The organism is Sphingomicrobium nitratireducens (assembly GCF_026157035.1).
Lineage (GTDB): Bacteria > Pseudomonadota > Alphaproteobacteria > Sphingomonadales > Sphingomonadaceae > Sphingomicrobium > Sphingomicrobium nitratireducens.
The window spans coordinates 196,563-221,289 of record NZ_JANJZA010000001.1; the positions used below are offsets into that span (position 1 = coordinate 196,563).

Annotated in this window: 28 protein-coding genes and 1 pseudogene; 13 read left to right on the forward strand and 16 right to left on the reverse strand. The window is 67.1% G+C overall.

The features are described 5' to 3' along the window. Positions 1-34 precede the first annotated feature (34 nt). Entirely contained in the window at positions 35-931 is an 897-nt protein-coding gene (locus tag NNY25_RS00940; protein WP_265569484.1) for a S1/P1 nuclease, read from the forward strand. On the opposite strand, the gene NNY25_RS00945 is transcribed toward NNY25_RS00940, so the two are convergent. From NNY25_RS00945 to NNY25_RS00965, 5 genes are all read right to left on the reverse strand, one after another. Continuing rightward, positions 928-1,677 (reverse strand): CPBP family intramembrane glutamic endopeptidase, encoded by a 750-nt coding sequence (locus NNY25_RS00945; RefSeq protein ID WP_265569485.1) that lies wholly within the window; start codon positions 1,675-1,677, stop codon positions 928-930. The genes NNY25_RS00940 and NNY25_RS00945 overlap by 4 nt on opposite strands. Beyond that, positions 1,674-1,922, reverse strand: a complete 249-nt coding sequence (locus NNY25_RS00950; protein WP_265569486.1) for a hypothetical protein — start codon at positions 1,920-1,922, stop codon at positions 1,674-1,676. Before NNY25_RS00950 ends, NNY25_RS00945 begins: the two co-directional genes overlap by 4 nt. Then, positions 1,922-2,131 (reverse strand): hypothetical protein, encoded by a 210-nt coding sequence (locus tag NNY25_RS00955; protein ID WP_265569487.1) that lies wholly within the window; start codon positions 2,129-2,131, stop codon positions 1,922-1,924. The genes NNY25_RS00950 and NNY25_RS00955 overlap by 1 nt, the downstream gene beginning before the upstream one ends. Positions 2,132-2,270: 139 nt before the next feature. Then, the gene (locus NNY25_RS00960; RefSeq protein WP_265569488.1) at positions 2,271-2,468 is read right to left on the reverse strand and encodes a type II toxin-antitoxin system antitoxin; all 198 of its coding nucleotides are present in this window, start codon (positions 2,466-2,468) and stop codon (positions 2,271-2,273) included. A gap of 22 nt (positions 2,469-2,490) precedes the next feature. Beyond that, positions 2,491-3,393 (reverse strand): SPFH domain-containing protein, encoded by a 903-nt coding sequence (locus NNY25_RS00965; RefSeq protein WP_265569489.1) that lies wholly within the window; start codon positions 3,391-3,393, stop codon positions 2,491-2,493. 89 nt (positions 3,394-3,482) lie between these two features. Between NNY25_RS00965 and NNY25_RS00970 the strand changes: the two genes are divergently transcribed. Next, entirely contained in the window at positions 3,483-4,403 is a 921-nt protein-coding gene (locus NNY25_RS00970) for an isoaspartyl peptidase/L-asparaginase family protein (protein WP_265569490.1), read from the forward strand. On the opposite strand, the gene NNY25_RS00975 is transcribed toward NNY25_RS00970, so the two are convergent. From NNY25_RS00975 to NNY25_RS01000, 6 genes are all read right to left on the reverse strand, one after another. Next, positions 4,376-5,518 carry a GNAT family N-acetyltransferase gene (locus tag NNY25_RS00975; RefSeq protein ID WP_265569491.1) on the reverse strand — a complete coding sequence of 381 codons (1,143 nt, stop codon included), beginning with the start codon at positions 5,516-5,518 and terminating at the stop codon, positions 4,376-4,378. The genes NNY25_RS00970 and NNY25_RS00975 overlap by 28 nt on opposite strands. Continuing rightward, positions 5,496-6,125 carry a glycerophosphodiester phosphodiesterase family protein gene (locus tag NNY25_RS00980; protein ID WP_420854297.1) on the reverse strand — a complete coding sequence of 210 codons (630 nt, stop codon included), beginning with the start codon at positions 6,123-6,125 and terminating at the stop codon, positions 5,496-5,498. The genes NNY25_RS00975 and NNY25_RS00980 overlap by 23 nt, the downstream gene beginning before the upstream one ends. 70 nt (positions 6,126-6,195) lie before the next feature. Continuing rightward, on the reverse strand, positions 6,196-6,657 hold the full coding sequence (locus NNY25_RS00985) for a RidA family protein (protein WP_265569493.1): 462 nt from the start codon (positions 6,655-6,657) through the stop codon (positions 6,196-6,198). 15 nt (positions 6,658-6,672) lie between these two features. Further along, positions 6,673-7,416 carry an SDR family NAD(P)-dependent oxidoreductase gene (locus tag NNY25_RS00990; protein WP_265569494.1) on the reverse strand — a complete coding sequence of 248 codons (744 nt, stop codon included), beginning with the start codon at positions 7,414-7,416 and terminating at the stop codon, positions 6,673-6,675. Next, positions 7,413-8,027 carry an HAD family hydrolase gene (locus tag NNY25_RS00995; RefSeq protein WP_265569495.1) on the reverse strand — a complete coding sequence of 205 codons (615 nt, stop codon included), beginning with the start codon at positions 8,025-8,027 and terminating at the stop codon, positions 7,413-7,415. The genes NNY25_RS00990 and NNY25_RS00995 overlap by 4 nt, the downstream gene beginning before the upstream one ends. Continuing rightward, positions 8,024-8,290: a DUF3572 family protein gene (locus NNY25_RS01000; RefSeq protein WP_265569496.1), complete on the reverse strand. Its 267-nt coding sequence runs from the start codon at positions 8,288-8,290 to the stop codon at positions 8,024-8,026. The genes NNY25_RS00995 and NNY25_RS01000 overlap by 4 nt, the downstream gene beginning before the upstream one ends. A 54-nt stretch (positions 8,291-8,344) precedes the next feature. Here NNY25_RS01000 and NNY25_RS01005 point away from each other — a divergent pair. Then, positions 8,345-8,692 (forward strand): annotated as a pseudogene (locus NNY25_RS01005) (response regulator); the annotation flags it as partial. 130 nt (positions 8,693-8,822) lie between these two features. Here the strand turns inward: NNY25_RS01005 and rpmG are convergent. Beyond that, on the reverse strand, positions 8,823-8,990 hold the full coding sequence (gene rpmG / locus NNY25_RS01010) for a 50S ribosomal protein L33 (RefSeq protein WP_037498456.1): 168 nt from the start codon (positions 8,988-8,990) through the stop codon (positions 8,823-8,825). A gap of 171 nt (positions 8,991-9,161) precedes the next feature. On the opposite strand from rpmG, the gene NNY25_RS01015 reads away from it, so the two are divergent. The 5 genes from NNY25_RS01015 (at position 9,162) to NNY25_RS01035 (ending at position 15,644) form a co-directional block, all read left to right on the forward strand. Continuing rightward, a complete protein-coding gene (locus NNY25_RS01015; protein WP_265569498.1) occupies positions 9,162-9,302 on the forward strand; it encodes a hypothetical protein in 141 nt (46 codons plus the stop codon). Between the two features lie 88 nt (positions 9,303-9,390). After that, a complete protein-coding gene (locus tag NNY25_RS01020) occupies positions 9,391-9,885 on the forward strand; it encodes a Dps family protein (protein WP_265569499.1) in 495 nt (164 codons plus the stop codon). Positions 9,886-9,949: 64 nt separating this feature from the next. Further along, positions 9,950-11,944 (forward strand): TIR domain-containing protein, encoded by a 1,995-nt coding sequence (locus NNY25_RS01025; RefSeq protein WP_265569500.1) that lies wholly within the window; start codon positions 9,950-9,952, stop codon positions 11,942-11,944. 78 nt (positions 11,945-12,022) lie between these two features. Further along, a complete protein-coding gene (locus NNY25_RS01030; RefSeq protein ID WP_265571419.1) occupies positions 12,023-14,026 on the forward strand; it encodes a TIR domain-containing protein in 2,004 nt (667 codons plus the stop codon). 31 nt (positions 14,027-14,057) lie between these two features. Continuing rightward, on the forward strand, positions 14,058-15,644 hold the full coding sequence (locus NNY25_RS01035) for a cisplatin damage response ATP-dependent DNA ligase (protein ID WP_265569501.1): 1,587 nt from the start codon (positions 14,058-14,060) through the stop codon (positions 15,642-15,644). Here the strand turns inward: NNY25_RS01035 and NNY25_RS01040 are convergent. Beyond that, on the reverse strand, positions 15,641-16,153 hold the full coding sequence (locus NNY25_RS01040; protein WP_265569502.1) for a GNAT family N-acetyltransferase: 513 nt from the start codon (positions 16,151-16,153) through the stop codon (positions 15,641-15,643). The genes NNY25_RS01035 and NNY25_RS01040 overlap by 4 nt on opposite strands. A gap of 82 nt (positions 16,154-16,235) precedes the next feature. Beyond that, positions 16,236-17,036 carry a cold-shock protein gene (locus tag NNY25_RS11460; protein ID WP_276591688.1) on the reverse strand — a complete coding sequence of 267 codons (801 nt, stop codon included), beginning with the start codon at positions 17,034-17,036 and terminating at the stop codon, positions 16,236-16,238. Between the two features lie 210 nt (positions 17,037-17,246). On the opposite strand from NNY25_RS11460, the gene NNY25_RS01055 reads away from it, so the two are divergent. The 5 genes from NNY25_RS01055 to rpoN are packed head-to-tail and all read left to right on the forward strand — an operon-like array spanning position 17,247 to position 21,317. Next, positions 17,247-17,867, forward strand: coding sequence for a ribonuclease D (locus NNY25_RS01055; RefSeq protein WP_265569504.1), 621 nt, complete (start codon positions 17,247-17,249; stop codon positions 17,865-17,867). A 3-nt stretch (positions 17,868-17,870) separates the two neighbouring features. Continuing rightward, positions 17,871-18,509, forward strand: a complete 639-nt coding sequence (gene lptC, locus NNY25_RS01060) for an LPS export ABC transporter periplasmic protein LptC (RefSeq protein ID WP_265569505.1) — start codon at positions 17,871-17,873, stop codon at positions 18,507-18,509. A gap of 5 nt (positions 18,510-18,514) precedes the next feature. After that, positions 18,515-19,048, forward strand: a complete 534-nt coding sequence (locus NNY25_RS01065) for an LptA/OstA family protein (protein ID WP_420854346.1) — start codon at positions 18,515-18,517, stop codon at positions 19,046-19,048. Between the two features lie 17 nt (positions 19,049-19,065). Continuing rightward, the gene (gene lptB, locus NNY25_RS01070; protein WP_265569507.1) at positions 19,066-19,848 is read left to right on the forward strand and encodes an LPS export ABC transporter ATP-binding protein; all 783 of its coding nucleotides are present in this window, start codon (positions 19,066-19,068) and stop codon (positions 19,846-19,848) included. Between the two features lie 14 nt (positions 19,849-19,862). Beyond that, a complete protein-coding gene (gene rpoN, locus NNY25_RS01075; RefSeq protein ID WP_265569508.1) occupies positions 19,863-21,317 on the forward strand; it encodes an RNA polymerase factor sigma-54 in 1,455 nt (484 codons plus the stop codon). A 3-nt stretch (positions 21,318-21,320) separates the two neighbouring features. Here the strand turns inward: rpoN and NNY25_RS01080 are convergent, their stop codons facing one another. Together NNY25_RS01080 and gyrB are read right to left on the reverse strand one after the other, a co-directional pair. Beyond that, positions 21,321-22,100 (reverse strand): endonuclease/exonuclease/phosphatase family protein, encoded by a 780-nt coding sequence (locus tag NNY25_RS01080; RefSeq protein ID WP_265569509.1) that lies wholly within the window; start codon positions 22,098-22,100, stop codon positions 21,321-21,323. 34 nt (positions 22,101-22,134) lie between these two features. Further along, positions 22,135-24,576: a DNA topoisomerase (ATP-hydrolyzing) subunit B gene (gene gyrB / locus NNY25_RS01085; RefSeq protein WP_265569510.1), complete on the reverse strand. Its 2,442-nt coding sequence runs from the start codon at positions 24,574-24,576 to the stop codon at positions 22,135-22,137. Positions 24,577-24,727: the final 151 nt, after the last annotated feature.

The window sequence follows — 24,727 nt, forward strand, 5'->3', positions numbered from 1 at the left end:
TGGCGCACCGCAAAAAGCGGGCTAGAGAAGCGCCATGCCGAATCCGACCCGCCTGCTGGCGCTGCTCGCCGCCGCGTTCCTCGTCCTTGCCGCGCCCGCGCGCGCATACTGGGAATATGGTCACGAGACCGTCGCCGAGATCGCCTGGGCGACAATCCAGCCCGAAACGCGCGCCGAGCTTGCGCGCCTGATGAAGCGCGACGGGCTGCTCGAAACCCCGACCTGCAGCGCCTCGACGCTTGAGGAAGCCTCGGTCTGGCCCGATTGCGTCAAGCCGCTCGGCGACCGCTATGCCTACGCCTATTCGTGGCACTATCAGAATGTCGAAATCTGCGCGCCGTTCGACCTCGCAGCCCCCTGCAAGGACGGCAATTGCGTCGCCGCGCAGATCGAGCGCAACGCCCGCCTGCTCGCCGATCGCGACCTGCCCGACCGCGTCCGCCTCGAAGCGCTCGCCTTTCTCGTCCACTTCGTCGGCGACCTCCACCAGCCGCTCCACGCGAGCGACCATGGCGACCTTGGCGGCAACCGGGTGGCAGGCAATTACGGCCTGATCGGCGGGCGCACCAACCTGCACAGCATCTGGGACGGCTATCTCGCCGAACGCGCCATCTCGACCCCGCCGCGCGGCGTCGACGGGCTGCTGTCGGCGATTGGCGAGGTGGAACAGGAAGCGGTCGAGCCGGTCGATGTCGTCGCGTGGAGCCGCCAGATGTGGGAACAGGCGCGCACGACCGCCTATCCGAGCCTGCTCGGCCGCGACCCGTGCGAGGAGGTCGACGATGACAATCGTCCGACCTTGAGCGAGGAGGAGGTCCAGCGGCTGATCCCGGTGGCGCGCCTTAACGTGGCGCGCGGCGGCAAGCGTCTCGCACGCCTCCTCGACGACGCCATCCTCGAAGGCAAGGCGCCCGCCTACCGCCGCTTCTAGGCGAGGAGCAGCCCGGCGCCCCAGGCGAGGAAGTGCCCGCCCGCATGGGCGAGCATCGCCGCTTCGATCCCGCGCTTCCAGAACAGCCAGCCGAAGAGCGCGCCGGGAATGGCGTTACCGACCAGAACGGCGGCGACCAGCATCGGCGCGGCGTCGGGCTGGACGCTGTAGAGGAACGGCAGGTGGCCTGCTGCGAACAGCAAGGCCGCGCCGATAATGGCGATCCAGTAGAAGACCGGACGTATGCCGAGCCGGGTCAGCACCCAGGCGAGGATCGACATGACGCCCCAGCGCAGCAGGATTTCCTCGGTCATCCCGCCATAGAGCAGGCGTACGAGGAGGTTGGGCCCGGCGGTCCGGGCGACTTCCTCGGAGATGAGGCCCTGCGAGGCGGTAAAGGCGCCGTAGGCAATCATCACCACCGCCGTCGCGGCCGCGCCGAGCGCGGCGGGCCTTGCGATCGCGGGCAGGACCGGTCCCGGGTTCGCGCGCGCCAGGATCGAGGAGAGGAGCGGCGCCTCCAGCCCAGCCGCCCGCGCTGCCGGTGTGCCCAGCGCGACCGCCAGTGCGAGCAGGATGGTCGGGTTGACCAGCAGCAGCGCCTTGAACAGCGCATCGCTCACCTTGAGCCCCTCGGGCTTGGCGATCGGCGCGGGCATGGTCAGCATCGAGAGGATGCCGAGCAGCCCCAGCGCGAACAGCAATGCGGCCAGCGCGAAGGGCGAAACCTGCCTGATATCGGTCATAGCGTGTCCTCGTCCTTGCCCATGCGCATTTTCCACCCGCCCTTGGTGGTGCGCCAGACGATGAAGATGAAGGCGGGCACGACCATCGCGAGGATGGCGATGAAAAGCACCGGGCGCGTCTCGGCAAACAGCCAGGCCGAGCCGAACATGACGACTAGAAAGGCGATCAGCACCACCCAGCCCTGCCAGGCGCAAGGAAGGCTCGCACCCACCCCATATCGCTTCGCATAGAACCAGTCCGCCATCAGCGACGCGTCTTGGCGATGACCAGCGAGAGAAAGCACAGGACGAGGACGACGCCGACCGCGATCGCCTTGCTCTGCGACTGCGGGAGCAGCAGCTGCTGCACCGCGACGAGGCCGCCGATCAGCGCGATCGACGCGAACCAGCCGGGGGCCGAAACGGGCCGCACGCCCATCCCGTATTTGCGCTTCTCGAACCAAGGAGCATTCATGGCCTTTCCCTCGCGGCCTTAGATCACGTAAGCGAAGAACAGCGCCAGCCCGAGCGTCAGGAGGCCGCCATAAATGGCGAACAGCAGGCGCTTCTTTTCGGGCGAGGCATTCTTCATCAGGTGGTGCATCAACATCATCTCAACCCTCCTTCCTGGGCCGTCCGCGCTTGACCGGCGGACCCGGGGGATCGAGCTTGATCCCCCGCGCCTTCAGTGCCTCGCGCAGCAGGATTTCCACCTCGGCATTGGCCGAGCGGAGCTCGGTCGCCGCCAGCCGCTCGACCGCGGCCCACAGGCCGGGATCGACGCGGAGTGGAAAGGCCTTGCGCTTGGTCATCGGCCGCTCGCCTACCGGCGCCTCAGTAGAGGCTGCCAGCGTTGACCACGGGCTGGGTGTCGCGCTCGCCGCACAGGACGACCATCAGGTTCGACACCATCGCCGCGCGGCGCTCGTCGTCAAGTTCGACGACATCCTTTTCGGACAGTTGCGACAACGCCATCTCGACCATCCCGACCGCGCCCTCGACGAGGGTCTGGCGGGCCGCGACGACTGCCTGCGCCTGCTGGCGGCGGAGCATCGCGCCGGCGATTTCCTGCGCATAGGCGAGGTGGGTGAAGCCGCATTCGTCGACGGTGATTCCCGCGACCACGAGCCGCTCGCGCAGTTCCTTCAACAGCTCGACCCCGACTTCCTCGATATGGCCGCGAAGGGTCACGTCCTGATGCTCGAAGTCGTCATAGGGGTAGCGCGCGCCGATGGTGCGGATCGCTGCCTCAACCTGGACGCGGACGAACTCCTTGTAGTCGTCGACATCGAAGGTCGCCTGCGCGCTGTCCACCACGCGCCACACGATCTGTGCCGCCATCTCGATCGGGTTGCCGCGCAGGTCGTTCACCTTGATCTTGTCCGAGATGAAGTTGTGCGCGCGCACCGACAGCTTGTGGCGCATCAGCCAAGGCAATACCCAGCGCAGCCCGTCCTTGCGGTCAGTGCCCTTGTAGCTGCCGAACAGGGTGATCACCGCGGCCTGGTTGGGCTGCAGCATGTAGAAGCCGGCAGCCGCGAACAGGAACAGGATCGGGGTCACGATGACCGGCGCGACCGTCACGAACGACGGCGCGACCGCATCGGTCGCCAGCCGGCTCACCAGCCAGAATTGAAGGACGCCCAGGAGCAGCAGCACCAAAAGCATCGGATAGCCGCTTCCCGTCGAGGCAGGGCGCTCGTTGCTCGCGTTGAGCATCACGGCATGGTCGGTCATTTCATGTCTCCTTATCTGATATCAGATTAATATCGTTTCGATACGGGTGTCAACTGGATTCGGACGCGAAACGTCGCTACGGGCGGGTGATGACCGGATGGACCCTGATGATTCACGGCGGCGCGGGATCGATGCGCCGCGGCAAGCTCGACCCCGCGCAGGAAGAGGCGGCGCGCACCGGGCTCGACGAAGCGCTCTCCGCAGGCGAGGCGATCCTGTCCCAAGGCGGCAGCGCGCTCGACGCGGTCGAGGCGGCGGCACGCGTGCTCGAAGAAGACCCTGCCTTCAACGCCGGGCGCGGCAGCGTGCTCGCGCATGACGGGCACGTCGAATGCGACGCCGCGATCATGGAGGGCGAGAAGCGCCGCGCGGGCGCGGTCGCGGGGCTGCGCACCACGCGCGCCCCGATCACCGCTGCGCGGCGCGTGCTCGAAAACAGCCCGCACGTGCTGATGGGGCGCGGCGGGGCGGAGGAATTCGCGCTCGAACAGGGACTCGAACAGGTCCCCAACACCTGGTTCGTCACCCCCGAGCGCCGCCGCCAGCTCGACGAACTGCTCGCCAGGGGCAGCGAGGCGTTCGATGCCGAAATCAAGTACGGGACGATCGGCGCGGTCGCGGTCGATGAAGCGGGCCATGTCGCCGCAGCCACCTCGACCGGCGGGCTGACCGCCAAGCGCTGGGGCCGGATCGGCGATTCGCCGCTGATCGGCGCGGGCACCTACGCCGACGACCGCGCGGCCGCGGTCTCCGCGACGGGTCTGGGCGAAATCTTCATCCGCACGGCCGCTGCACACGAGGTGTGCGCACGCCTTCGCTATTGCGGCGAAGGCTTGCAGCAAACGCTCGACGCCGTGCTGGCCGAAATTGCCGACATGGGCGGCTCGGGCGGCCTCATCGCGGTACGCCCCGGCGGCGAGGCGGCATGGAGTTTTACCACCCCGGCCATGTACCGCGCCGCGGTTGGCTCGACGCGCGCGCGTCAGGTCTCCGTGTTCGGCGACGAATAAGGGAGCATTCCCTCGTAATAGCGGGCTTCCTCCCGCACCGCGGCGCGCTCGCCCTCGAGAAATTTCGCGACGGCCTCCCGAAAGCCCGGATCGGGCAGGAAGTGCACCGAGCGGGTGATCACCGGCTCGTAGCCGCGCACGACTTTGTGCTCGCCCTGCGCGCCCGCCTGCACCGTCGCGATGCCATGCGCGATCGCCCAGTCGAGCGCGCGGTAATAGCTCAGCTCGAAATGGAGGAAGGGCCGCTCCTCGATGCAGCCCCAGTAGCGGCCGTAGAGCGTATCCTCGCCCACCACGTTGAGCGCGCCCGCAACGGGAATTCCCGCCTCGTCGCGTGCGAGGAACAGCAGCAGCCGGTCGCCCAGCGCCTCCACCATCCGCTCGAAGAAATCGCGGGTGAGGTAAGGCCTCCCCCACTTGCGGCTACCCGTGTCCTGATAAAAGGCCCACATCGCGTCCGCGGCCTGAGCGTCGATCTCGGCGCCGCGCAATGTCTCGACGCTCAGCCCGTCCATCGCCCGCGCGCGTTCCTTGCGGATCGTCTTGCGGCGGCGGCTGGTGAGTGAGGCGAGGAAGTCGTCGAAGTCGGCGTAGCCGCGGTTCTTCCAGTGGAATTGCAGCCCGTCTCGCACCAACCAGCCGCGCGCCCTGGCGGCAGCGACATCCTCGGCTTCGACGAAGTTGAGATGCGCGCCCGACAGGCCGTTCTCGACGGTCACCGTCTCCATCGCGGCGAGCGTCATCGCCTTGTGCGCGCCCAACAGCCGCGGCCCCGGGCAGGGCGTGAAGGGGATCGCGCCCAACAACTTGGGGTAATAGCGCCCGCCCGCGCGCTCGAATGCGTCGGCCCAGCCGTGGTCGAACACATATTCGCCCTGGCTGTGGCTCTTGAGATAGGTCGGCACGGCGCCGATTGTCTTGCCGCCTTGCTCGACGAGGATCGGCGCGCTCGACCAGCCGGTTCCCTCGCCGACGCTCCCAGAGGTCTCGAGCAGCGCGAGGAAGGCGTGGCTCGCGAACGGATCGCGCGGGCCGGCAAGCGCGTCCCACTGCGCCGCGTCGATGTCGGCGATGCCCGTCTCGATGCGGGCGCTAGGCGGGTCCTGGTCGGCCATCGCCTTCCCATATGGGGGCATCGGCGTAGCGTTCCACCTCGGCAAGATCCCCTGGCGAGCGCGCGGTCCAGCTGTAGACCGGCATCTCCTCGCGCAAGCGGTGCACCCAAGGCGCCGACAGGATGGCGACCTTGGCGGCGAGGAATTGCGGCTTCGCGCGCCGCACCTTGTCCCAGCGCCGCAGCGGGACGTCACGGTCGGACAGGACCAGTCCGCGCCGGACCTCGGGCGCCGCCTCGCGTACGAAGCGGATGGCGCGCGCCGAAAAACTCATCAGCCCGACCGGCCCGTCATAGCCGGCGATCGCGGCCAGCGTCGCCGCGGCGATGCGCTCGCCGTTGCGGTGCTCTTCCTTCAGCTCGAGCAGGATCGGGACGCGGCCGCCGACCATGTCGAGCATCGCGGCGAGCGTCGGCACGCGCTCCTCACCGCCCTTCAGTCGCCAGCGCCCGATCGTGCCGGCGTCGGCCTGTGCCACGCGCATCTTCTCGCCGCACAGGCGCAGCCCGTCGCGGTCGTGGAACACCATCGGCGTCCCGCATCCGGCAAGCTGGAGATCGCATTCGATCCCCGCGCCGAGCGCGATCGCGGCCTCGAACGCCGCCATGCTGTTTTCGGGACGCGTGTCGTCGTGCAGGCCGCGGTGCGCAAAGCCCCACGGCCCGGGATCGAGGGGATCAGTCCCTGATCTTGACGATCGCATCGACCTCGACCGCGACGCCGAGGGGGAGCGTGTTGACGCCGACCGCCGAGCGCGCGTGACGCCCGGCCTCGCCGAACGCCTCGAACATCAGGTCGGACGCGCCATTCACGACCTTGGGCTGGTCGGTGAAATCATCGGCCGAGTTGACGAAGCCGCCGAGCTTCACCACCCGCTCGACCCGGTCGAGCGAGCCGAGCGCGGCCTTCATCTGCGCGAGCAGCATGATGCCGCAGCGGCGCGCCGCCGCGATCCCCGCGTCGACGTCGAGATCCTCGCCGAGCGTGCCGGTGATGAGGCTCTTGTCCTCGCGCATCGAGATCTGGCCCGAGATATGGAGGAAGCCCCCGGCCTCGACCGCGGGAAGGTAGGAGGCGACCGGCGCGGCGGCCACGGGAAGGGTGATGCCTTTTCCGGCAAGCTTTTCTTCGATGCTCATGGCGCGCCTCCTAGCCTAGTCGCGGTGGACCGAAAAGCCCGCGAAGCTCTGGCTGGTCGGCATCAGCTCGAGCCGGTTGATGTTGAGATGGGCGGGCTGGGTCGCGACCCAGTGAATCGTGTTCGCGATATCCCCGGCCGTCATCGGGTTCATGTCGGCATAAAGTTGTTCGGACGCCTGGCGATTGCCCTCGGTGCGCACGATCGTGAACTCGGTCTCGACCATGCCCGGCTCGATCGAGGTGACGCGCACGCCGGTGCCGTGCAGGTCCGAGCGCAGCGAGAGCGAGAACTGGGTGAGGAACGCCTTGGTCGCGCCGTAGACCGCGCCGCCGCGGTAGGGATAGCTGCCCGCGACCGAGGCGAGATTGACGATCGCGCCCTTGCGCTCGATCAGCGTCGGCAGCAGGTGGCGCGTGATCGCGACCAGCCCGTCCATGTTGGTGCGCATCGCATTCAGCTGCTTGTCGAGATCGGCGTCCTGGAAATCGGTCATCGGCGGGGCGAGCCCGGCATTGTTGACGAGCAGGTCGATGCCCGCGAACGCGTCCGGAAGCTGCCGCACGATCCGCCCGAGATCCTCGATGTCGCGCATGTCCGAGACGATCGGCAGGAATTTTTCGCCGAGCTCCTGCGCCAGTGCATCGAGCCGGTCCTTGCGCCGCCCGGTCCCGACCACCTGCCAGCCGTCGGCGATGAATTTGCGCGCGCATGCCTCGCCGATCCCGGCGGTCGCGCCGGTGATGAATGCGGTCTTCATTGGTCCTCCAGTCTTTCGAGCAACCACGGCAGCGCTCGCTCCCAGTGATCGATCCGGGCGTGCGCATGTTCGGCATCGGCGACCGCCGGTGCAAGCCGCGGTTCGGCGACCATGTGCAGCCGCCAGGTCTCGGGGGCATGGTCCGCCACCGAACGATGGTGGACCGCCAGATCGTCGACGAACGCCGCGCGCGGGGCGCCGTAGCGAGCGATCAGTTCGGCAGCGGGCGGCCCCTTTCCGCCGCGATTGCACATCACCTCGTGGCGGATGCCGTGCCCGGCGAGTTGCGCCACCCGCCAGGGATGCGCGGCGTCGGGAATATTGGTGAGGATGACAATGTCGGCGATCTCGCCGATCCGCCCGAGCGCCTCCAGCGCCCCGGGAACCAGCGTCTGGCGATGCATCTCCTGCTCGAAGAAGTCGCCGAGGAGCGGCATCACCTCCTCTTTGGGAACGGCATCACCCGACCCATGCCGGGTCATCGATCCGCCGAAGTCGCCGGTCTCGAAGGCGAAGTCGATGCCCTTGGCTTCGGCCAGCCACGCGTCGAAATGCGCCACCATGTGCAGCAGCACCTCGTCGCAGTCGGTTATGAGGAGCGGGCGGCTCATCGCTCGAGTGTCTCGCGCGCGGCGACCAGCGCCTCGGGCCGCTCGCCGATCGCGTCGGCGACGGCGAGCAGGTCTGGCTCGTGCGCTTCGAGGAAAGCCAGGCAGGCGGCCAGCATCGAAGGTTCGCCGGCCCTCGCGCGCAGCTCGTCCGGCGTGAGCCCGGTCAGCGTCAGCAACCGCTCGGCGCGGCGTTCGTCGGCCAGGGTTGCCGCCAGCGCCCTGAGCGCAAGCGATTCGGGTTCGATTGTATCGCGCGGGATCATAGCCTATTGCCGGTTAGAGTGCCTCAAGGGGGAAATGCGTCAGTGGCCAGGATCATGGTTGTCGAGGACAATGCCCTCAACATCAAGCTGTTCTGCGACCTCTTGACGGCGCACGGTCACGACACGCGCCCCGTAGTGGACAGCCGCGAGGCGCTGGAGACGGCGCGCGAGTTCGCGCCCGACCTCGTCATCACCGATATCCAACTGCCCCATGTCGACGGGATGGAGCTGATGCGCCTCATCCGCGAGGACGCGGCGCCGCTCGCCCGCGTGCCGATCATGGCGGTCACCGCCTATGCGGGGGAGGGCGACGACGAGCGTATCCGCAACGCGGGTGCGCAGGCGTACGTGTCAAAGCCGATCTCGGTGGTGCGCTTCGTCGAGACGGTCGACCGGCTGCTCGAGGACGGCCCGATCGAGGCCGACCGTCTTGAAGACGACGGACATGACGAAAGCGGCCCCCGCGAGGGAGCCGCTTCATCGCAAGACCGGACGCCGGACGAGGGCCCGGCGGAAACGGACGAAGGTCCGCTTACTTGATCTTGGCTTCCTTGAACTCGACGTGCTTGCGCGCGACCGGGTCGTACTTGCGGAACGACATCTTCTCGGTCTGGTTACGCGGGTTCTTCTTCGTCACGTAGAAAAAGCCGGTGTCGGCGGTGCTGACGAGCTTGATCTTGACGGTTGCCGGCTTGGCCATCTCTCACACTTCCCGAAAAATGAAATAGGGGCGGCGCACTCGGGCCCGCCCGGAAACCGCGGCTCCATGACCGCTGCCGCTGCCCTTGTCAAGGAAAGAGCGCCCATTGACGCCCTGTTAACCATTTTAGGCGAGAGATTTCAGCGTGTTGAGTCTAAGAGGCCGCCGGTCATGAAACGCGAATCGATTGCCACCCTCACCCGCCGCATCGACCGGCATGTCGCGCGCCGCCAGCCGCGCGTCCTTGCCCGTCGCGAACGCGACGTCCCGCTGGCGATGGACCGCATCGCGCGCGCCCTCGAGACGGCCTGATCGTTCACTCTGATCGGGTTTTTGATCGAAACCCGCCCGCCCTGCCCGCGTTGGATTTGCAGACAGCAATCCCACGGGAGGGAATCGAATGACGACCGCCGAGAAACTCGCGACTCCGACCGACCTCAAGTCGAACAAGACCAAGGACGTCGCGACCGCGCTCAACGGCATTCTTGCCGACAGCTACGCGCTCTATCTCAAGACCAAGAATTTCCACTGGCATGTCTCGGGCCCGCATTTTCGCGACTATCACCTGATGTTCGACGAGCAGGCGACCGCGATCCTCGCCACGACCGACCTCATCGCCGAACGCGTGCGCAAGACGGGCAACACGACGCTGCGCTCGATCGGCGACATCGCGCGCACCCAGTCGATCAAGGACAATGACGAGAAATTCGTGTCTGCCGCCGACATGCTCAAGCAGCTGCGCGACGACAATCTCGCGCTCGTCGAGAGCTTGCGCGAATTGAAGGACCTTGCCGACGAGGCCAAGGACAATGCGACCAGCGCCATCGTCGACGAATGGACCGACGCCGCCGAGGAGCGCGCCTGGTTCCTGTTCGAAGCCGCGCAGAACGCCTGACCCCAATCGGCTTGCGCCCTCGCTCGAGTGCCCTCTAGGATAGCGCAACCGAGAGGGGGCGCGTTTGGCCGATCTGTTCATTTCCTATGCCCGGCATGACAGGGACAGGATCGAACGGCTCGCCTGCGCGCTCGAAGACGCCGGATATTCGGTCTGGTGGGATCACCATATCGACGCCGGCGACGAATTCGTCCGCGACATCGAGCAGGAACTGGCCGCCGCGCGCGCGGTCCTCGTCTGCTGGTCCGATGCGGCGAGCGCCTCGCGCTGGGTGCGCGACGAAGCCGAGATGGCCGCGCGCGACGGCAAGCTCGTCTCGGTGTCGCTTGACGGCGACGAACCGCCACTGGGGTTCAAGCAGTATCACGCGCTTTCGCTCAAGGGCTGGCACGGCAAGCCGACCGCGCCCGAATTCGAGGCGCTGCTGCGGGCCCTCTCCACCCGCCTCTCGGACGCGCCCAAGGCCCCGCTGGCCAGCCCCCGGCCGACATCCAACTGGCCCAAGCTCGTGTTGGCAGGTGCGTTCGCAATCGCCTTGCTGGCGGCGCTGTTCGCCTGGGCACCATGGAGCGACGGCGGCGACGACGTCGTATCCGCTCCCACCGAGATCGCGCGCGGTTCGGTCGCCGTGCTGCCCTTCCGCGACCTGTCGTCGGACGGGCAGGACCACTTCGCCGACGGCATCGCGGAGGAATTGCTCAACGTGCTCGCCCGCGTCGACGGGCTGCAGGTCACGCCGCGCGCCTCGGCCTTCCGCTTCCGCGACCGCGAGGATTTGTCCCCGGGCGCCATCGCCGCCGAACTGGGCGTGCGCCACGTCATTGACGGCAGCGTGCGCAGCGACGGCGAGCGCGTGCGCGTAACCGCCCAGCTGATCGACGCCGAGACCGACCGCCAGCTCTGGTCTCAGAGCTACGATCGCGACCTGTCGATGGATTCGCTGTTCAAGGTCGAGGACGAGATCGCCCGCGCGATCGTCGCCGCGCTCGGCGCGGAGATGGATCTTGGGCACGCCGAAACGCTCAAGTTCGCCGCCGCCGCCGAGACCGACGATCTTGCGGCCTATGATGATTACCTGCGCGGCCAGTCGCTCTTCTACGCGCGCAACGGCTACAATTATCAATCGATGCTCGCCGCCTATCGTTCGGCGGTGCGCCGCGATTCCGATTTCGGCAGCGCCTGGCTGGGGCTGGCGGGTGCGCTCTCGGTGTCCCCGACCTACGTCTCGCCCGAAGAATTCCGGACGGGCGGTTATGCCGACGAAGCACGCCAGGCGATCGGGCGAACGCTCGAACTCAAACCCGACCTGCCGATGGCGCACGGGATCGGCGCCAATATCGAACTGCTGGAAGGCTATGACGCCGACACCATGACGCGCGCGATGATGCGGTTCGACCGCGCGCTCGACCTCGACCCCGACGAACCGCTCGCGCTCAATTGGCGCGCGCAGCTCAAGGCGACAATCGGCGATTTCGACGGCGCGCGCCGCGATATCGAACGAACCATCGCGCTCGACCCCGACGACACGGTCGCCCACCAGCTGGCGGTTGCGCTGGGCCTCTTCGAAGCCGATCTCGACGCCGCCCTCGCCGCGCAGCGACGCGCGAAGCGCTATTTGCCGACCCTCACCGACGCCTTGGCGCTCGCCCTCGTGCAGGCGGATCGCGGCGAGGAGGCCGACGAGATGCTGGCGGTGATCGGCGGCGATGCCGCCGCCTACCGCGCCCTCCTCGACAAGATCGCCTCCCGCCGGATCGAGCCGGACGATGCCTATCGCGAACTCGAGGCGCTGCTCCCGCGACTGGGCGAGGACGTGCCGGCGATCATGACCCCGTTTCGCAAGCACATGGTGCGACGCTTCGACCTGCTCGCCGACATCGCCGAGGGGAATTTCCCGGTCTACTGGATGCAGGGCTGGCCGAGCTATCTCGACCACCCCGCGCGGTACGCGTTGATGATGAAACGGGACCTCGGCGCCTATTGGCGCGCCAAGGGCTATCCGCCCCATTGCCGCCGCATCCCGGCGCTGGCCGATGGTCGAGACTTCGAGTGCCGTTGATCGAGCCGCCCTTGCAAGGGCTAACCTGGCGCAACATAAGGGCAGGGCGAGGAGGACCGATTTCTGGCGGAAGTCTTCATTTCCTATGCGCGTGACGATCGCGCCCTTGTCGAGCGGCTCGCCGAGACGCTGGAGGCCGACGGCCTGACCGTCTGGTGGGACCGCCACATCGAGGCGGGTCACGAATTCGCCCGCGACATCGAGGCGGAACTCGAGGCCGCCAAGGCCGTCATCGTCTGCTGGTCGAAGAGCGGCAGCGCATCGCGCTGGGTCAAGGACGAAGCGGGAATTGCGGCGGAAAGCGACAAGCTCGTCGCGGTGTCCCTCGACGGAAGCCCGCCGCCGATCGGGTTCAAGCAATATCACGCCCTTCCGCTCGAAGACTGGAGCGGCAAGCCCGGCGATGACGAGATGGCCGCCTTGTTGAGCGCGGTGCGACACCGCATCGATCCCGAGGATAAATCGCCCGCCGCACCCGCAGCGCGGGACCGTGCCAGCAGCATCTCTCGCGGCGCGATCGCTGCCGGAGCGCTGTTCTTCGCACTCGTCGCGGCGGTCGTCTTCATCTGGCAGCCGTGGGACAGCAGTGTTCCCTTTCCCGCCCCGCCGACGACCGCGACGATGGCCGAGGAGCAGACCTCGATCGCCGTCCTCCCGTTCGAAGACCTGTCGCAGGCCGGAGACCAGCAATTCTTCGCCGACGGGATTTCCGAGGAGATCCTCAACGTGCTCGCGCGTGTCGACGGACTGCGTGTCGCCTCGCGCACGTCGGCGTTCCAGTATCGCGGCAACGACAAGCCAGTGCGCACCATCGCCAACGAACTGGGCGTGCGCCACATCCTCGAAGGCAGCGTGCGCACCTCCGGCAACCGCATCCGCATCACCGCGCAGCTGATCGACGCCAACACGGACGAACATCGCTGGTCGCAGACCTACGACCGCGATCTCACCACCAGCGACCTGTTCGAAATCCAGGACGAGATCGCCAAGGGAATCGTCGCGGAGCTCGGGAAACAGCTCGACCTGGGCAGTGCGGAAGCGATCCGCTTCGCCGCCGCCGCGGACACCGACAATCTTGCCGCCTACCAGGCGTTCCTGCGCGGGCAGGCCCTTTTCAACGATCGATCGGCGATCGGTGACTATCACGATGTGCTGGTGGAATTGCGCCGCGCGGTCGACCTCGATCCGAATTTCGCGCGGGCCTGGATCGGCCTTGCCAGCGCCTACTCCGTCTCGGAATCCTACCTTTCGGGCGACGATTACGATGCTGGGGATTATCCGCGACTGGCGCGTGAAGCCGTCGACCGAGCAATCTCGCTGGAGCCCGACATGGCGGCCGCCTACACTGCCAAGTCGAACGTCGGGCTGATGGGACGCTATGACGCCGCCAAGATCGCCCAAGCGTACGAAGATCTGAACCACGCGCTCGCGCTCGACCCGCGCGATTCGCTAGCGCTCAATTGGCGGGGACAGCTTCTCTACGCGCTCGGCGACCTCGAGGGGGCCTATCGCGACGGTCGCGCAGCCCTTGCGCTCGATCCGTCCGATACGGTCGCGTGGCAGATGATCGTCATGCTCGACGTCGTCCATGGCCGGCTCGACGAGGCCGTGAAGGCGACCGAAGAAGCGGGTCGTCCGCTGGGCATTACGCCTTCGCTGCTCGCCATGGCCCTGATCCAGGCCAAACGCGAAAAGGACGCCCTCAAGGTCATTTCCCTCAACCCGAACGTCCCGTCCAAAAAGACCTTTGCCTTCGTAAAGGCGGCGGCGACCCGCCAACTCACCCCGGCAGAGGCCCTCAAGGAGATCGCAAAGCTCCGCGGCCAGCCTCGCGTTGATCCCCGCAACATCGATCCGTTCACGCTCTACATGATCCGCGACTTCGACAGCCTCTATGAAGTCCAACATGGCGTCTTCCCGATCTACTGGATGAGAAACTGGAAGGAATGGCTGCAGCACCCGGCTCGCTATGCCGAGATCATGGACATGGGGATCGACGACTATTGGCGCGAGCGCGGCTACCCGCCGCAATGCCGGCCGATCGCCCCGCGCCCCGACGGCCGCGACTTCGTTTGCGACTGAACCGACGCCCGCCTGACGGGTTGAGGCTTGCATGCGCGCGTTCAGCCAGCTTCTCGACGACCTGACCTATACGCGCTCGCGCAATGCCAAGCTCAAGCTGATCGGCGACTTCCTCAAGGCGACCCCCGACCCGGATCGCGGCATCGCGCTGGGCGTGCTGACCGGCGAGGTCGACATTCCCGCCGTCAAGCCCGCCACCATCCGCGCATTGGCCGAGGAGAGGATCGACCCGGTCCTGTTCAAGATGAGCCGAGACTATGTCGGCGACACGGCCGAGACCGTCTCGCTGCTGTGGCCGACCGCGGCCGACGACCGCCCGGAGATCGACGACGGCACGATCGGCATCGCCGAGATCGTCGAGCGCCTGTCGGCCGCCAGCCGCAGCGACGCACCCGCCATCCTCGCCGACCTGCTCGACCACCTCGACGCGAGCGGCCGCTACGCCCTCCTCAAGACAGCCACCGGCGCGCTGCGCATTGGCGTGTCCGCGCGGCTCGCCAAGCAGGCGCTCGCCGATGCGTTCGGGATCGATGTCGAGGCGGTCGAGGAAGTGTGGCACGCGCTGGCCCCGCCCTACGAGGAACTGTTCGCCTGGGGCGAGGGCCGCGCCGAGCCGCCCGACGTCGCCGAGATGCCGGTGTTCCGCCCGTTCATGCTCGCCCACCCGCTCGAGGACGACCAGAAGATCGACCTGTCCGACTATGTCGCCGAATGGAAATGGGACGGGATCCGCGTCCAGCTGGTGCGCGCGGGCGGCGAGACCCGTCTCTACAGCCGCACCGGCGACGATATCGGCGCGAGCTTCCCCGACGTGCTCGCCGCCTACGACCAAGACGGCGTGGTTGACGGCGAACTGCTCGTGCGCGGCGAAGCGCAAGGCGGGGAAGCCGGCAGCTTCAACGCGCTCCAGCAGCGCCTCGGCCGCAAGACGGTCAGCAAGAAGATGCAGGCGGACTACCCGGCCTTCGTGCGGCTCTACGACCTCCTGATCGACGGCAAGGAGGACCTTCGCGGGCTCTCCTGGTCGCAGCGGCGCGCGCGTCTCGAAGCCTTCATCGAGTATCTCCCCGAAGACCGCTTCGACCTTTCCTCGATCGTCGAGGCCGACAGCCTCGACGCGCTCGATGCGCTGCGCGAGGAAGCGCGCGATACCGGGGTCGAAGGCCTAATGCTCAAGCGGCGCGACAGCCGTTACGTCGCCGGGCGGCGCGTCGGCCTGTGGTACAAGTGGAAGCGCGATCCGCTCAACGCCGACTGCGTGATGATGTACGCCCAGCGTGGGTCGGGCAAACGCTCGTCCTATTTCTCCGACTACACGTTCGGCTGCTGGACCGAGGAGGGCGAGCTGCTGCCCGTGGGCAAGGCCTATTTCGGGTTCACCGACGAGGAGCTGAAGAAGCTCGACCGCTTCGTGCGGCAGAACACCATCGCCCGATTCGGTCCCGTCCGCGAGGTCGAGAAAAGCCTCGTCCTCGAAGTGGCGTTCGATTCGATCCATGCTTCGAGCCGCCACAAGTCGGGGCTCGCGATGCGCTTTCCGCGCATCAGCCGCATCCGCGACGACAAGCCCGCAGAGGAAGCCGACCGCATCGAGACGCTGCGCGCAATGGCGACCTAAAGGCGCTTTTCGAGTACCGCGAATTCGAGGTCGTCGCGCTTGGGCAGCCCGTAACGCGGGTCGCCCGCCGGGAACGGCCGCGCCTCCCCGGTCGGCGTGTACCCGCGCCGTTCGTACCAGCCGATGAGGTCGGTGCGCTGGCGGATGACGGTCATCTCGATCCGCGTCCCGCCATGCTCGCGCACCCAGGCCTCGGCTTGGCCCAGCAGCCGCTTGCCGACCCCGCCCGCCTGCCGGGTCGGATCGACGGTCAGCATGCCGAGATAGAAGAGGCCGGACCCACGATCCTCCAGCGCGACGCAGGCAAGCAGGTCGGGGCCGTCCTCGATGACCAGCATCGACTGGCGGGGATCGCCAAGCTGCGTCTCGAGCATGGCGACATCGGTCCGCTGCCCGCCAAGCAGGTCCGATTCGTAGGTCCAGCCCCGCTTGGCGCTGTCGCCGCGATAGGCGGACTCGATCAGCGCGTGGAGCGCGGGAATATCGTTGCTCGTCGCAAGGCGTGCCATGCGGCGTCCTTGCGTGCGTCCCGCCCAAAAGAAAAGCCCGCCCGGTTTCCCGGACGGGCCTTTTCTCGAACCTGTCGGGCGATCAGCTCGCCGGCTTGAGGTTCACCGCGGCATGCTTGCCGCGCGAATCGACCTCGATGTCGAATTCGAATCGGTCGCCCTCGTTGATCGAGGGGAGACCGGCACGTTCGACGGCCGAGATGTGCACGAACGCATCGGGCTGGCCGTCGTCGCGCTGGATGAAACCAAAGCCCTTCATGGCGTTGAAGAACTTGACCACGCCGGTCGCCGTCTCGCCGGTCAGCTCGCGCTTGTTGAAGCCGCCGCGATCGCCGGCACCGGCGCCGCCGCCGCGTTCGACCGCCATCGGCTCGCCATCGATGACGAGGTTGGTCGCCGAGACGCGCCCGCCACGATCCACCAGCGTGAATTCGAGCGGCTGGCCGTCGGCCAAATCGCTGAGGCCGGCCTGTTCGACAGCAGAGATGTGGACGAACACGTCGTCGCCACCATCATCACGCACGATGAAGCCGAAGCCCTTCTGCGGATTGAAGAATTTGACGACGCCTTTGCCTTCGCCGACGACCTGGGGGGGCATCCCGCCACCGCCGCGGAAGCCGCCGCCACCACCGCCGCCGCCGCGATAGCCACCGCCACCGCCGCCGCCACGATAGCCGCCGCCACCGCCGCCGCCGTAACCGCCGCGGTCTTCATAACCGCCGCCGCCACCGCCGCCGCCGAAGCGATCGCCGCCATAGCCGCCGCCGGCGCCACGGTCCTGGAAACCGCTGCGCTCGCCAAACTGATCTTCGCCGAAGAAACCGTCCCGCTTGTCGCGTCCGCGGCCACCGCGGTCGCCCTTACGCCCTCTGTCGAAACCCATGCCTATCCAAACTTTGTCAGCCCCCGAATTCACGACCGTGGACGCGGGGACTCGTCGCGTCATCGGCCATGCGCAGCCTGTTTCGGCATGCGCACAGTCGCGCTTCATACAGGAAAAACCGCGAACGTCCTAGTGATTCCCTCGGGTGCGGCTGGCATGGTAGGGACGAAGCGACTAAGAGCGGCCCGAACCAAGCGCGAGAAGGACACCATGGCGATCCATTTCCACGAAGAAGACCTGCCCTCGGGCGACCTGTTCGCCGACGGCCCGATCGCGGTCGACACCGAGGCGATGGGGCTCCAGCCGGGTCGCGACCGATTGTGCCTGGTGCAGCTTTCCGACGGCAATGGCGACGAACATCTCGTCCGCTTCGGGCCCGACAGCGACTATGCCGCACCCAACCTCAAGGCGCTGCTGTCCGACCCTGGCCGCCTTAAGCTCTACCATTTCGCGCGCTTCGATATCGCGATCATGCGCGCCTATCTCGGGATCATGGCCGCGCCGGTCTACTGCACCCGCACCGCCAGCCGCCTCGTGCGCACCTACACCGACCGCCATGGTCTCAAGGAACTGGTCAAGGAACTGCTCGGCTCGGACATTTCCAAGCAGCAGCAGTCGTCTGACTGGGGCGGGCCCAACCTGTCCGACGCGCAGCGCGACTATGCCGCGAGCGACGTGCGCTTTCTCCACCGCCTCAAGGAGGAACTCGATCGCCGCCTCGAGCGCGAGCATCGCACCGGCCTCGCCCAGGCCTGCTTCGACTTCCTCCCCGCCCGCGCGATGCTCGACCTCGCCGGCTGGGACGAGGTCGACATTTTCGCGCACAGCTAGTCGATGAGCGAAGCCGCCCGCCGCGAACGCGCGATCAAGCGGCGCTGGGCGTTGCCCGGCAGCCGCCACGATCGCGTCGTGCGGTGGACCAAGCTCGGCCTCCCGGTCGTCGGGGGCCTCGTTCTCCTGATCCTTCTGTTCGCCCCGTTCGGCAGCCGCGGGGACGTCAGCTTCATCCTCGATTCCAAGGACGTCGAGAAGGCGCCCGAGCGGATGCGGGTCGAAAAGGCGCGCTACATCGGCGAGGACAATAAGGGGCAGCGCTTCACCATCGTCGCCAATCGCGCCTTGCAGCAGTCGAGCAAAGTGCCGGTGGTCGTCATCACCGGCATGGCCGCGCGGCTCGACATGGAGCGCGGGCCGCTGACCATCGTCGCCGGCCGCGGGCGCTACGACATCGAGGACGAGACGGTGCGTATCGTCGGCGATCTCGATGTCGACGGACCCGACGGTTACAAGCTCGCCACGCGCGATGTGGTCGTCGACCTCGACGAGCGCACCCTCAAGAGCGATGGCCCCGTGTCGGGCGAAATGCGGCTCGGTTCGTTCAGCGCTGGCGGTCTTTCCGCCGATCTTGGCGAGCGGACCATCGCACTAGAGGGTCGCGCAAGGTTGAAAATCGAGCAAGGTGCCGTCAGATGAGCAATATGCGTGCCAACCGCTTCATCCTCGCCGCGCTCGGCGCCCTCGCCCTGGGAGGCGCCGCCAGCTCGATGGCCAGCGCCCAGGCGCGCTCGTCGGCACTGCGCGGGCATGACATCAACGCCCCCGTCGACGTCGCCGCCGACCGCATCGAGGTTCAGGACCGCGCCGACCGCGCGCTGTTTATCGGCAATGTGGTCGTCAACCAGGCCGGGCTGAGCATGACTACCGAGCGGCTGCGCATCGCCTACGTTTCGGGTGACGGGATCGCCATCAAGCGGCTCGACGCCTCGGGCGGGGTCACCGTCACCAGCGCCAGCGAGACCGCGCGCGGCGATTATGCGGTTTACGATCTCGACCGTTCGATCATCACCATGGTTGGCAATGTCCGGCTTGCGCAGGGGCCCAACGAGATTTTCGGTTCGCGCCTCATCATCGACCTCGACAGCGGTCGTGCGGTGATCGACGGCGGGCCGGCCGGCGTCGACCAGTCGGGCGGGCGCGTCACCGGCCGCTTCACCGTCCCGCGGCGCAACTAGGACGAGCGCGCTTTTCCATGCACGACCTCACCGACCAGGCCCGCACCGACCTCTCGGAAGTCCCGAGCGAAGTCGAGGTACGCGGGCTGCAGGTGAAGTCGATCGCCAAGAGCTACGACAAGAAGGTCGTGCTCAAGGACGTCTCGATGGCGGTCGCGCGCGGCGAGGTGGTCGGGCTGCTCGGCCCCAACGGTGCGGGCAAGACGACCAGCTTCTACTCGGTCATGGGGCTCGTGCGCCCCGACGCCGGGCGTATCATCCTCGACGGGGAGGACATTACCGACCTGCCGATGTACCGCCGCGCGATCCTCGGCCTCGGCTACCTGCCGCAGGAGACCTCGATCTTTCGCGGGCTCACGGTCGAGCAGAACATCCTTGCCGTCCTCGAGGTCGCCGAGCCCGACCCGGACGCCCGCGAGGCCCGGCTCGAGACGCTGCTCGACGAATTCGGCCTCACCCGCCTGCGCACCAGCCCGGCGATGGCGCTATCCGGGGGCGAGCGCCGCCGCTGCGAAATCGCGCGCGCGCTCGCGGCCGACCCCTCCATCATGCTCCTCGACGAGCCGTTCGCGGGCATCGATCCCCTGTCGATCAGCGACATTCGCGACCTCATCAAGGAATTGAAGAAGCGCGACATCGGGGTGCTGATCACCGACCACAACGTCCGTGAGACGCTCGACATCGTCGACCGCGCCTGCATCATCTACGACGGTCAGGTGCTGTTTCAGGGCACGCCCCAGGCGCTCGTCGCCGACGCCGAAGTGCGCCGCCTCTATCTCGGCGAGAGCTTCGCGCTCTAGGGGGAGTGGTCCGCATGGCCCTCGGCCCCCGTCTCGATATCCGCCAGACCCAGTCGCTGGTCATGACCCAGCAGCTGCAGCAGGCGATCAAGCTGCTGGCGCTCTCCAGCCTCGAGGTCGAGCAGGTCATCGCCGACGAGATCGCCAAGAACCCGCTGCTCGAAGTGCAGCGCGACGATCGCGGCGAAGAACGCGCCGAAGACCGCGAGTATGACGAATATGCCGACGAGGCGGGCGATCCCGACAGCGCCGAACTGATGGGCGCGGGCGACGACGGGGCCGCGCTCGACTATGACGACCGCGAGGCTGCGCGCGATACGGACAGCTATGCCGATCTCGGCATGCCCGCCGATCCCGACGCGGAGGCGTTCGATTTCGACCGGCTCGAATATCGCGAACATTCGCTCGCCGAACATCTTCTCGCCCAGCTTCACGGCGCGAGCGGGCCGATCGCCGAGGGCGCCGAAGCGATCATCCTGTCGCTCAAGGACACCGGCTATCTCGAGCTGCCGCTCGGCATCGTGCTCGGCCACCTGCCGCTCGACGCGCGCGACCAGGAGAAAGCGCTCGAACTCGTCCAGTCACTGGACCCGCCCGGCATCGGCGCGCGCGACCTTGCCGAGTGCCTCGCGCTCCAGGCCAAGGCAGCCGACCGCTTCGACCCGTGCATCGAGCGGCTGCTCCAGAATCTCGACCTCCTCGCCAAGGGGCGGATGAAGGACCTCAAGCGCATCTGCGACGTCGACGACGAGGACCTTGCCGACATGGTGCGCGAATTGCGCAGCTACGATCCCAAGCCCGGCCTCGCTTATTCCGAGGCCCCCGCAGAGGCGATCACCCCCGACGTGATCGTGACCAAGGGGCGCGAGGGTTGGGAAGTCCGCCTCAACCCCGACGCCCTGCCGCGCGTGCTGGTCAACAAGGAGTATCACGCGCAGCTCAGGCAAGGCCCGCAGGACAAGCATTCCAAGGCTTGGCTGAGCGAGAATCTCGCCAGCGCCAACTGGCTGGTGAAGGCGCTCGACCAGCGCGCGCAGACCATCACCAAGGTCGCCGCCGAGATCGTCAGGCAGCAGCAGGGCTTCTTCGAACAGGGCGTCAGCGCCTTGAAGCCGATGACGCTGGCGAGGGTCGCCGAGGCGGTCGAAGTCCACGAATCCACCGTCAGCCGCGTGACCTCGAACAAGTATCTGATCTGCGAACGCGGTACCTACGAGCTCAAATATTTCTTCGGCTCGGGGGTCGGCACGGCGGACAGCGAGGACGGCGCCTCGGCGCTCGCGGTCAAGGCGGCGATCAAGAAGCTGATCGACGAGGAGGACAAGATCCTTTCCGACGACACGCTGGTGACGCTGCTTGCCGACCAGGGGTTCGAACTCGCGCGGCGCACGGTCGCGAAATATCGCGAGGCGATGGGGATCGGCAGTTCGGTCCAGCGCCGCCGCCAGCGCAAGATGGAAGGGCGCTAGGCCCTACTTCCCGCGCTGGAAGCGCACCCGCGCCCAGACTGGCAGATGATCGCTCGCCTTGTGCGCGGCGGGGCTGCGGTGGACGCCTGCCGCCTCGATATGGAGCGCGTGGTCGACGAGGATCTTGTCGAGCGCGGCGACGGGCTTGCGGCTGTGGAAGCTGGGCCCGCACGGTGCGGGGCGGAAGCGCGTCCCGAACGCCTCGATGCAGCCGGTCGCCTCGCGCCACTCGTTGGTGTCGCCCATGATGATCGTGGGCATGTGGCGATGACGCGCCTCGACATGGGCGAGAATTCGCCGCGCCTGGCGGCTGCGCCACAGGCCCGACAGGTCGAGATGCATGCCGATCACGCGCACTTCGCGCCCGCCGATGTCGAGCTCGGCCATCACCGCGCCGCGCGGCTCGAGCGTCGGCAGGTCGAGCGCGGCGCAGTCGAGCACCTTGGTCCCCTTGCGCACGAGGATCGCGTTGCCATGCCAGCCGAGATTGCGCGTATCCAGCCGCTCCATCAGGGGCTGGGTCAACGGATGGGCGGGCACGCGATCGAGCAGCTTGGGATGCGACACGTCGAAGTCGACCGCCTCGAATGCGCCATGGTCGTCGATCAGCGCGTGCGGCACCGCCGCCCCGCGTGTGCCGACGCGCTTGTCGGCTTCCTGCAGCGCGACGATGTCGGGATCGATCTCCGCAAGAACGTCGAGCACCCGATCGGGCCGACGCCGCCGGTCGGTCCCGATCGCCTTGCGGATGTTGAAGGACGCGACGGTGAGCGAGCGGGTCATCGCTTCGCCAACACGCGTCCCGCGCGCTCGTTCCTCAAACGTCGAGGTTCGCGACGTTCAAGGCGTTGTCCTGGATGAACTCGCGGCGCGGTTCGACGACATCCCCCATCAGGCGGGTGAAGATCTCGTCGGCGACGTCGGCCTGGTCGACCTCGACCCGCAGCAGCGAGCGGTTCTCCTTGTCGAGCGTGGTTTCCCACAGCTGGTCCGCGTTCATCTCGCCCAGCCCCTTGTAGCGCTGGATCGAGAGGCCCTTGCGGCCCGCCGCGAGGACCGCGTCGAGCAGGCTCGTCGGCCCGGTCACCATCACCGCCTTGCGGTTCTCGGCTTCCTCGCCATCCGAGCGCAACGCCTTGAGCGTGCCCGGCGTCGCGTAGGCCGAAGCCTGCTCGCTGGCGAGCTTGTGAAGCTTGCGCGCCTCCGCCGAGGCGACGAAGCTCGGGCCGACCAGCATCGCGTCGGTCACCCCGCGCCATTCGCGCCGGAAGACGTAGCCGCCATCCTCGCCGACGTCGCCCGACCACTTGGCCTCGAGATCCTCGAGCCCCATCCACTTGGCGGTCTTGTCGGCTGCGGCAACCTTGCCCTTGCTGTCGAGCGCGGGATCGAGCGCGCCGTTGAGCGCGAGCGCTTCCACCAGCGCCGGATCGTACTTGCGCGGGGCATAGCCCATCAGCGTGCGGAAGCGGCGCGCATGGTCGATCAGCGCGCGCAGGTCGGCACCGGTGCGCTCTCCTTCGGCCCCGTCGAGCAGCAGGCCGTCGAGCCCTGCGTCGATCAGATAGTCGTCGAGCGCGGCATTGTCCTTGAGGTAGACCTCGGAGCGCCCGCGCGCGACTTTGTAGAGCGGCGGCTGGGCGATGTAGAGGTGCCCCGCTTCGACCAGCTCGGGCATCTGCCGGTAGAAGAAGGTGAGCAGCAGCGTGCGGATGTGCGCGCCGTCGACGTCGGCGTCGGTCATGATCACGATCTTGTGATAGCGCAGTTTTTCGAGGTTGAATTCCTCACGCCCGATGCCGGTGCCGAGCGCCTGGATCATCGTCCCGATTTCCTTCGACGACAGCATGCGGTCGAAACGCGCGCGTTCGACGTTGAGGATCTTGCCCTTCAAGGGCAGGATCGCCTGCGTCTTGCGGTCGCGGCCCTGTTTGGCGGAGCCGCCGGCGGAATCACCCTCGACCAGGAACAGTTCGGCCTTCGAAGGATCGCGTTCCTGGCAGTCGGCAAGCTTGCCCGGCAGCGAGGCGACGGTCATCGCGCCCTTGCGGGTCATCTCGCGCGCCTTTCGGGCCGCTTCGCGCGCGGCCGCGGCGTCGATGACCTTCTGGACGACCTGCCGCGCCTCGTTCGGGTTCTCCTCGAGCCACTCGTTGAGCTTGTCTGCAATCAGGCTTTCCAGCGGCTGGCGCACTTCCGAGCTGACCAGCTTGTCCTTGGTCTGCGAGGAGAATTTAGGATCGGGCAGCTTCACGCTGACGATGGCGGTGAGGCCTTCGCGCATATCGTCGCCGGTGAGCGACACTTTCTGCTTCTTCAGGAGGCCGGTCTTTTCCGCATAGGCGTTAAGCGTGCGCGTCAGCGCCGAACGGAAGGCCGACATGTGTGTGCCGCCGTCGCGCTGCGGGATGTTGTTGGTGAAGGCGAGGACGTTCTCGTAATAGCTGTCGTTCCACTCGAGCGCGACCTCGATGCCGATATCGTCGCGCTGCCCGGTGATGGCGATCGGATCGGGCATCAGCGCGGTCTTGGCGCGGTCGAGATACTGCACGAAGGCGGCGATCCCGCCCTCGTAGTACATCTCGACTTCGCGCGGTTCGTCGTGCCGCGCGTCGGCCAGCAGGATGCGCACGCCCGAGTTGAGGAACGCCAGTTCGCGAAAGCGGTGTTCGAGCCGTTCGAAGTCGAACTCGATGAACTTGAACGTGTCGGAGCTCGGCATGAAGGTGACCTTGGTACCCTTCTTGCCCACGGCCTCGCCGACGACGCGAAGCGATTCCACCGCGTTGCCGTGCTCGAAGCGCATCCAGTGCTCCTTGCCGTCGCGCCAGATGACAAGCTCGAGCCATTCGGACAGCGCGTTGACCACCGAGACGCCCACGCCGTGGAGGCCGCCGGAGACCTTGTAGGCGTTCTCGTCGGACGTGTTCTCGAACTTCCCGCCCGCGTGGAGCTGGGTCATGATCACCTCGGCCGCCGACACGCCTTCTTCCTTGTGCATGTCGGTGGGGATGCCGCGGCCATTGTCCTCGACGCTGCACGAACCGTCGGCATTCAGCGTGATCAGCACGCGGTCGCAATGGCCTGCGAGCGCCTCGTCGATGGCGTTGTCGGAGACTTCGAACACCATGTGATGGAGGCCCGAACCGTCGTCGGTATCGCCGATATACATGCCCGGCCGCTTGCGCACCGCGTCGAGCCCCTTGAGGACCTTGATGCTGTCGGCACCGTACTGGTTCTTGTTCGCTTCTTCTGCCATCGAAATTCGCTTGCTTTTCCGTGCTTTAGGGAACGCGCCGCCGTCAGGAGAAGGAACGCGAAAAGGCCAGAAGGCGGACTTTCGCGAGGACGGCGACTTTCATCCTGATTTTATGGCATTTTTGGCCTTCGAAACCAAGCGTTTTGGGCCC

What these genes read in the sequence shown, in the direction of transcription:
- NNY25_RS00940 (WP_265569484.1), top strand. Translation starts at nt 35, where the DNA reads ATGCCGAATCCGACCCGCCTGCTGGCGCTGCTCGCCGCCGCGTTCCTC.
- NNY25_RS00945 (WP_265569485.1), bottom strand. Translation starts at nt 1,677, where the DNA reads ATGACCGATATCAGGCAGGTTTCGCCCTTCGCGCTGGCCGCATTGCTG.
- NNY25_RS00950 (WP_265569486.1), bottom strand. Translation starts at nt 1,922, where the DNA reads ATGGCGGACTGGTTCTATGCGAAGCGATATGGGGTGGGTGCGAGCCTT.
- NNY25_RS00955 (WP_265569487.1), bottom strand. Translation starts at nt 2,131, where the DNA reads ATGAATGCTCCTTGGTTCGAGAAGCGCAAATACGGGATGGGCGTGCGG.
- NNY25_RS00960 (WP_265569488.1), bottom strand. Translation starts at nt 2,468, where the DNA reads ATGACCAAGCGCAAGGCCTTTCCACTCCGCGTCGATCCCGGCCTGTGG.
- NNY25_RS00965 (WP_265569489.1), bottom strand. Translation starts at nt 3,393, where the DNA reads ATGACCGACCATGCCGTGATGCTCAACGCGAGCAACGAGCGCCCTGCC.
- NNY25_RS00970 (WP_265569490.1), top strand. Translation starts at nt 3,483, where the DNA reads ATGACCGGATGGACCCTGATGATTCACGGCGGCGCGGGATCGATGCGC.
- NNY25_RS00975 (WP_265569491.1), bottom strand. Translation starts at nt 5,518, where the DNA reads ATGGCCGACCAGGACCCGCCTAGCGCCCGCATCGAGACGGGCATCGCC.
- NNY25_RS00980 (WP_420854297.1), bottom strand. Translation starts at nt 6,125, where the DNA reads ATGGCGGCGTTCGAGGCCGCGATCGCGCTCGGCGCGGGGATCGAATGC.
- NNY25_RS00985 (WP_265569493.1), bottom strand. Translation starts at nt 6,657, where the DNA reads ATGAGCATCGAAGAAAAGCTTGCCGGAAAAGGCATCACCCTTCCCGTG.
- NNY25_RS00990 (WP_265569494.1), bottom strand. Translation starts at nt 7,416, where the DNA reads ATGAAGACCGCATTCATCACCGGCGCGACCGCCGGGATCGGCGAGGCA.
- NNY25_RS00995 (WP_265569495.1), bottom strand. Translation starts at nt 8,027, where the DNA reads ATGAGCCGCCCGCTCCTCATAACCGACTGCGACGAGGTGCTGCTGCAC.
- NNY25_RS01000 (WP_265569496.1), bottom strand. Translation starts at nt 8,290, where the DNA reads ATGATCCCGCGCGATACAATCGAACCCGAATCGCTTGCGCTCAGGGCG.
- rpmG (WP_037498456.1), bottom strand. Translation starts at nt 8,990, where the DNA reads ATGGCCAAGCCGGCAACCGTCAAGATCAAGCTCGTCAGCACCGCCGAC.
- NNY25_RS01015 (WP_265569498.1), top strand. Translation starts at nt 9,162, where the DNA reads ATGAAACGCGAATCGATTGCCACCCTCACCCGCCGCATCGACCGGCAT.
- NNY25_RS01020 (WP_265569499.1), top strand. Translation starts at nt 9,391, where the DNA reads ATGACGACCGCCGAGAAACTCGCGACTCCGACCGACCTCAAGTCGAAC.
- NNY25_RS01035 (WP_265569501.1), top strand. Translation starts at nt 14,058, where the DNA reads ATGCGCGCGTTCAGCCAGCTTCTCGACGACCTGACCTATACGCGCTCG.
- NNY25_RS01040 (WP_265569502.1), bottom strand. Translation starts at nt 16,153, where the DNA reads ATGGCACGCCTTGCGACGAGCAACGATATTCCCGCGCTCCACGCGCTG.
- NNY25_RS11460 (WP_276591688.1), bottom strand. Translation starts at nt 17,036, where the DNA reads ATGGGTTTCGACAGAGGGCGTAAGGGCGACCGCGGTGGCCGCGGACGC.
- NNY25_RS01055 (WP_265569504.1), top strand. Translation starts at nt 17,247, where the DNA reads ATGGCGATCCATTTCCACGAAGAAGACCTGCCCTCGGGCGACCTGTTC.
- lptC (WP_265569505.1), top strand. Translation starts at nt 17,871, where the DNA reads ATGAGCGAAGCCGCCCGCCGCGAACGCGCGATCAAGCGGCGCTGGGCG.
- NNY25_RS01065 (WP_420854346.1), top strand. Translation starts at nt 18,515, where the DNA reads ATGCGTGCCAACCGCTTCATCCTCGCCGCGCTCGGCGCCCTCGCCCTG.
- lptB (WP_265569507.1), top strand. Translation starts at nt 19,066, where the DNA reads ATGCACGACCTCACCGACCAGGCCCGCACCGACCTCTCGGAAGTCCCG.
- rpoN (WP_265569508.1), top strand. Translation starts at nt 19,863, where the DNA reads ATGGCCCTCGGCCCCCGTCTCGATATCCGCCAGACCCAGTCGCTGGTC.
- NNY25_RS01080 (WP_265569509.1), bottom strand. Translation starts at nt 22,100, where the DNA reads ATGACCCGCTCGCTCACCGTCGCGTCCTTCAACATCCGCAAGGCGATC.
- gyrB (WP_265569510.1), bottom strand. Translation starts at nt 24,576, where the DNA reads ATGGCAGAAGAAGCGAACAAGAACCAGTACGGTGCCGACAGCATCAAG.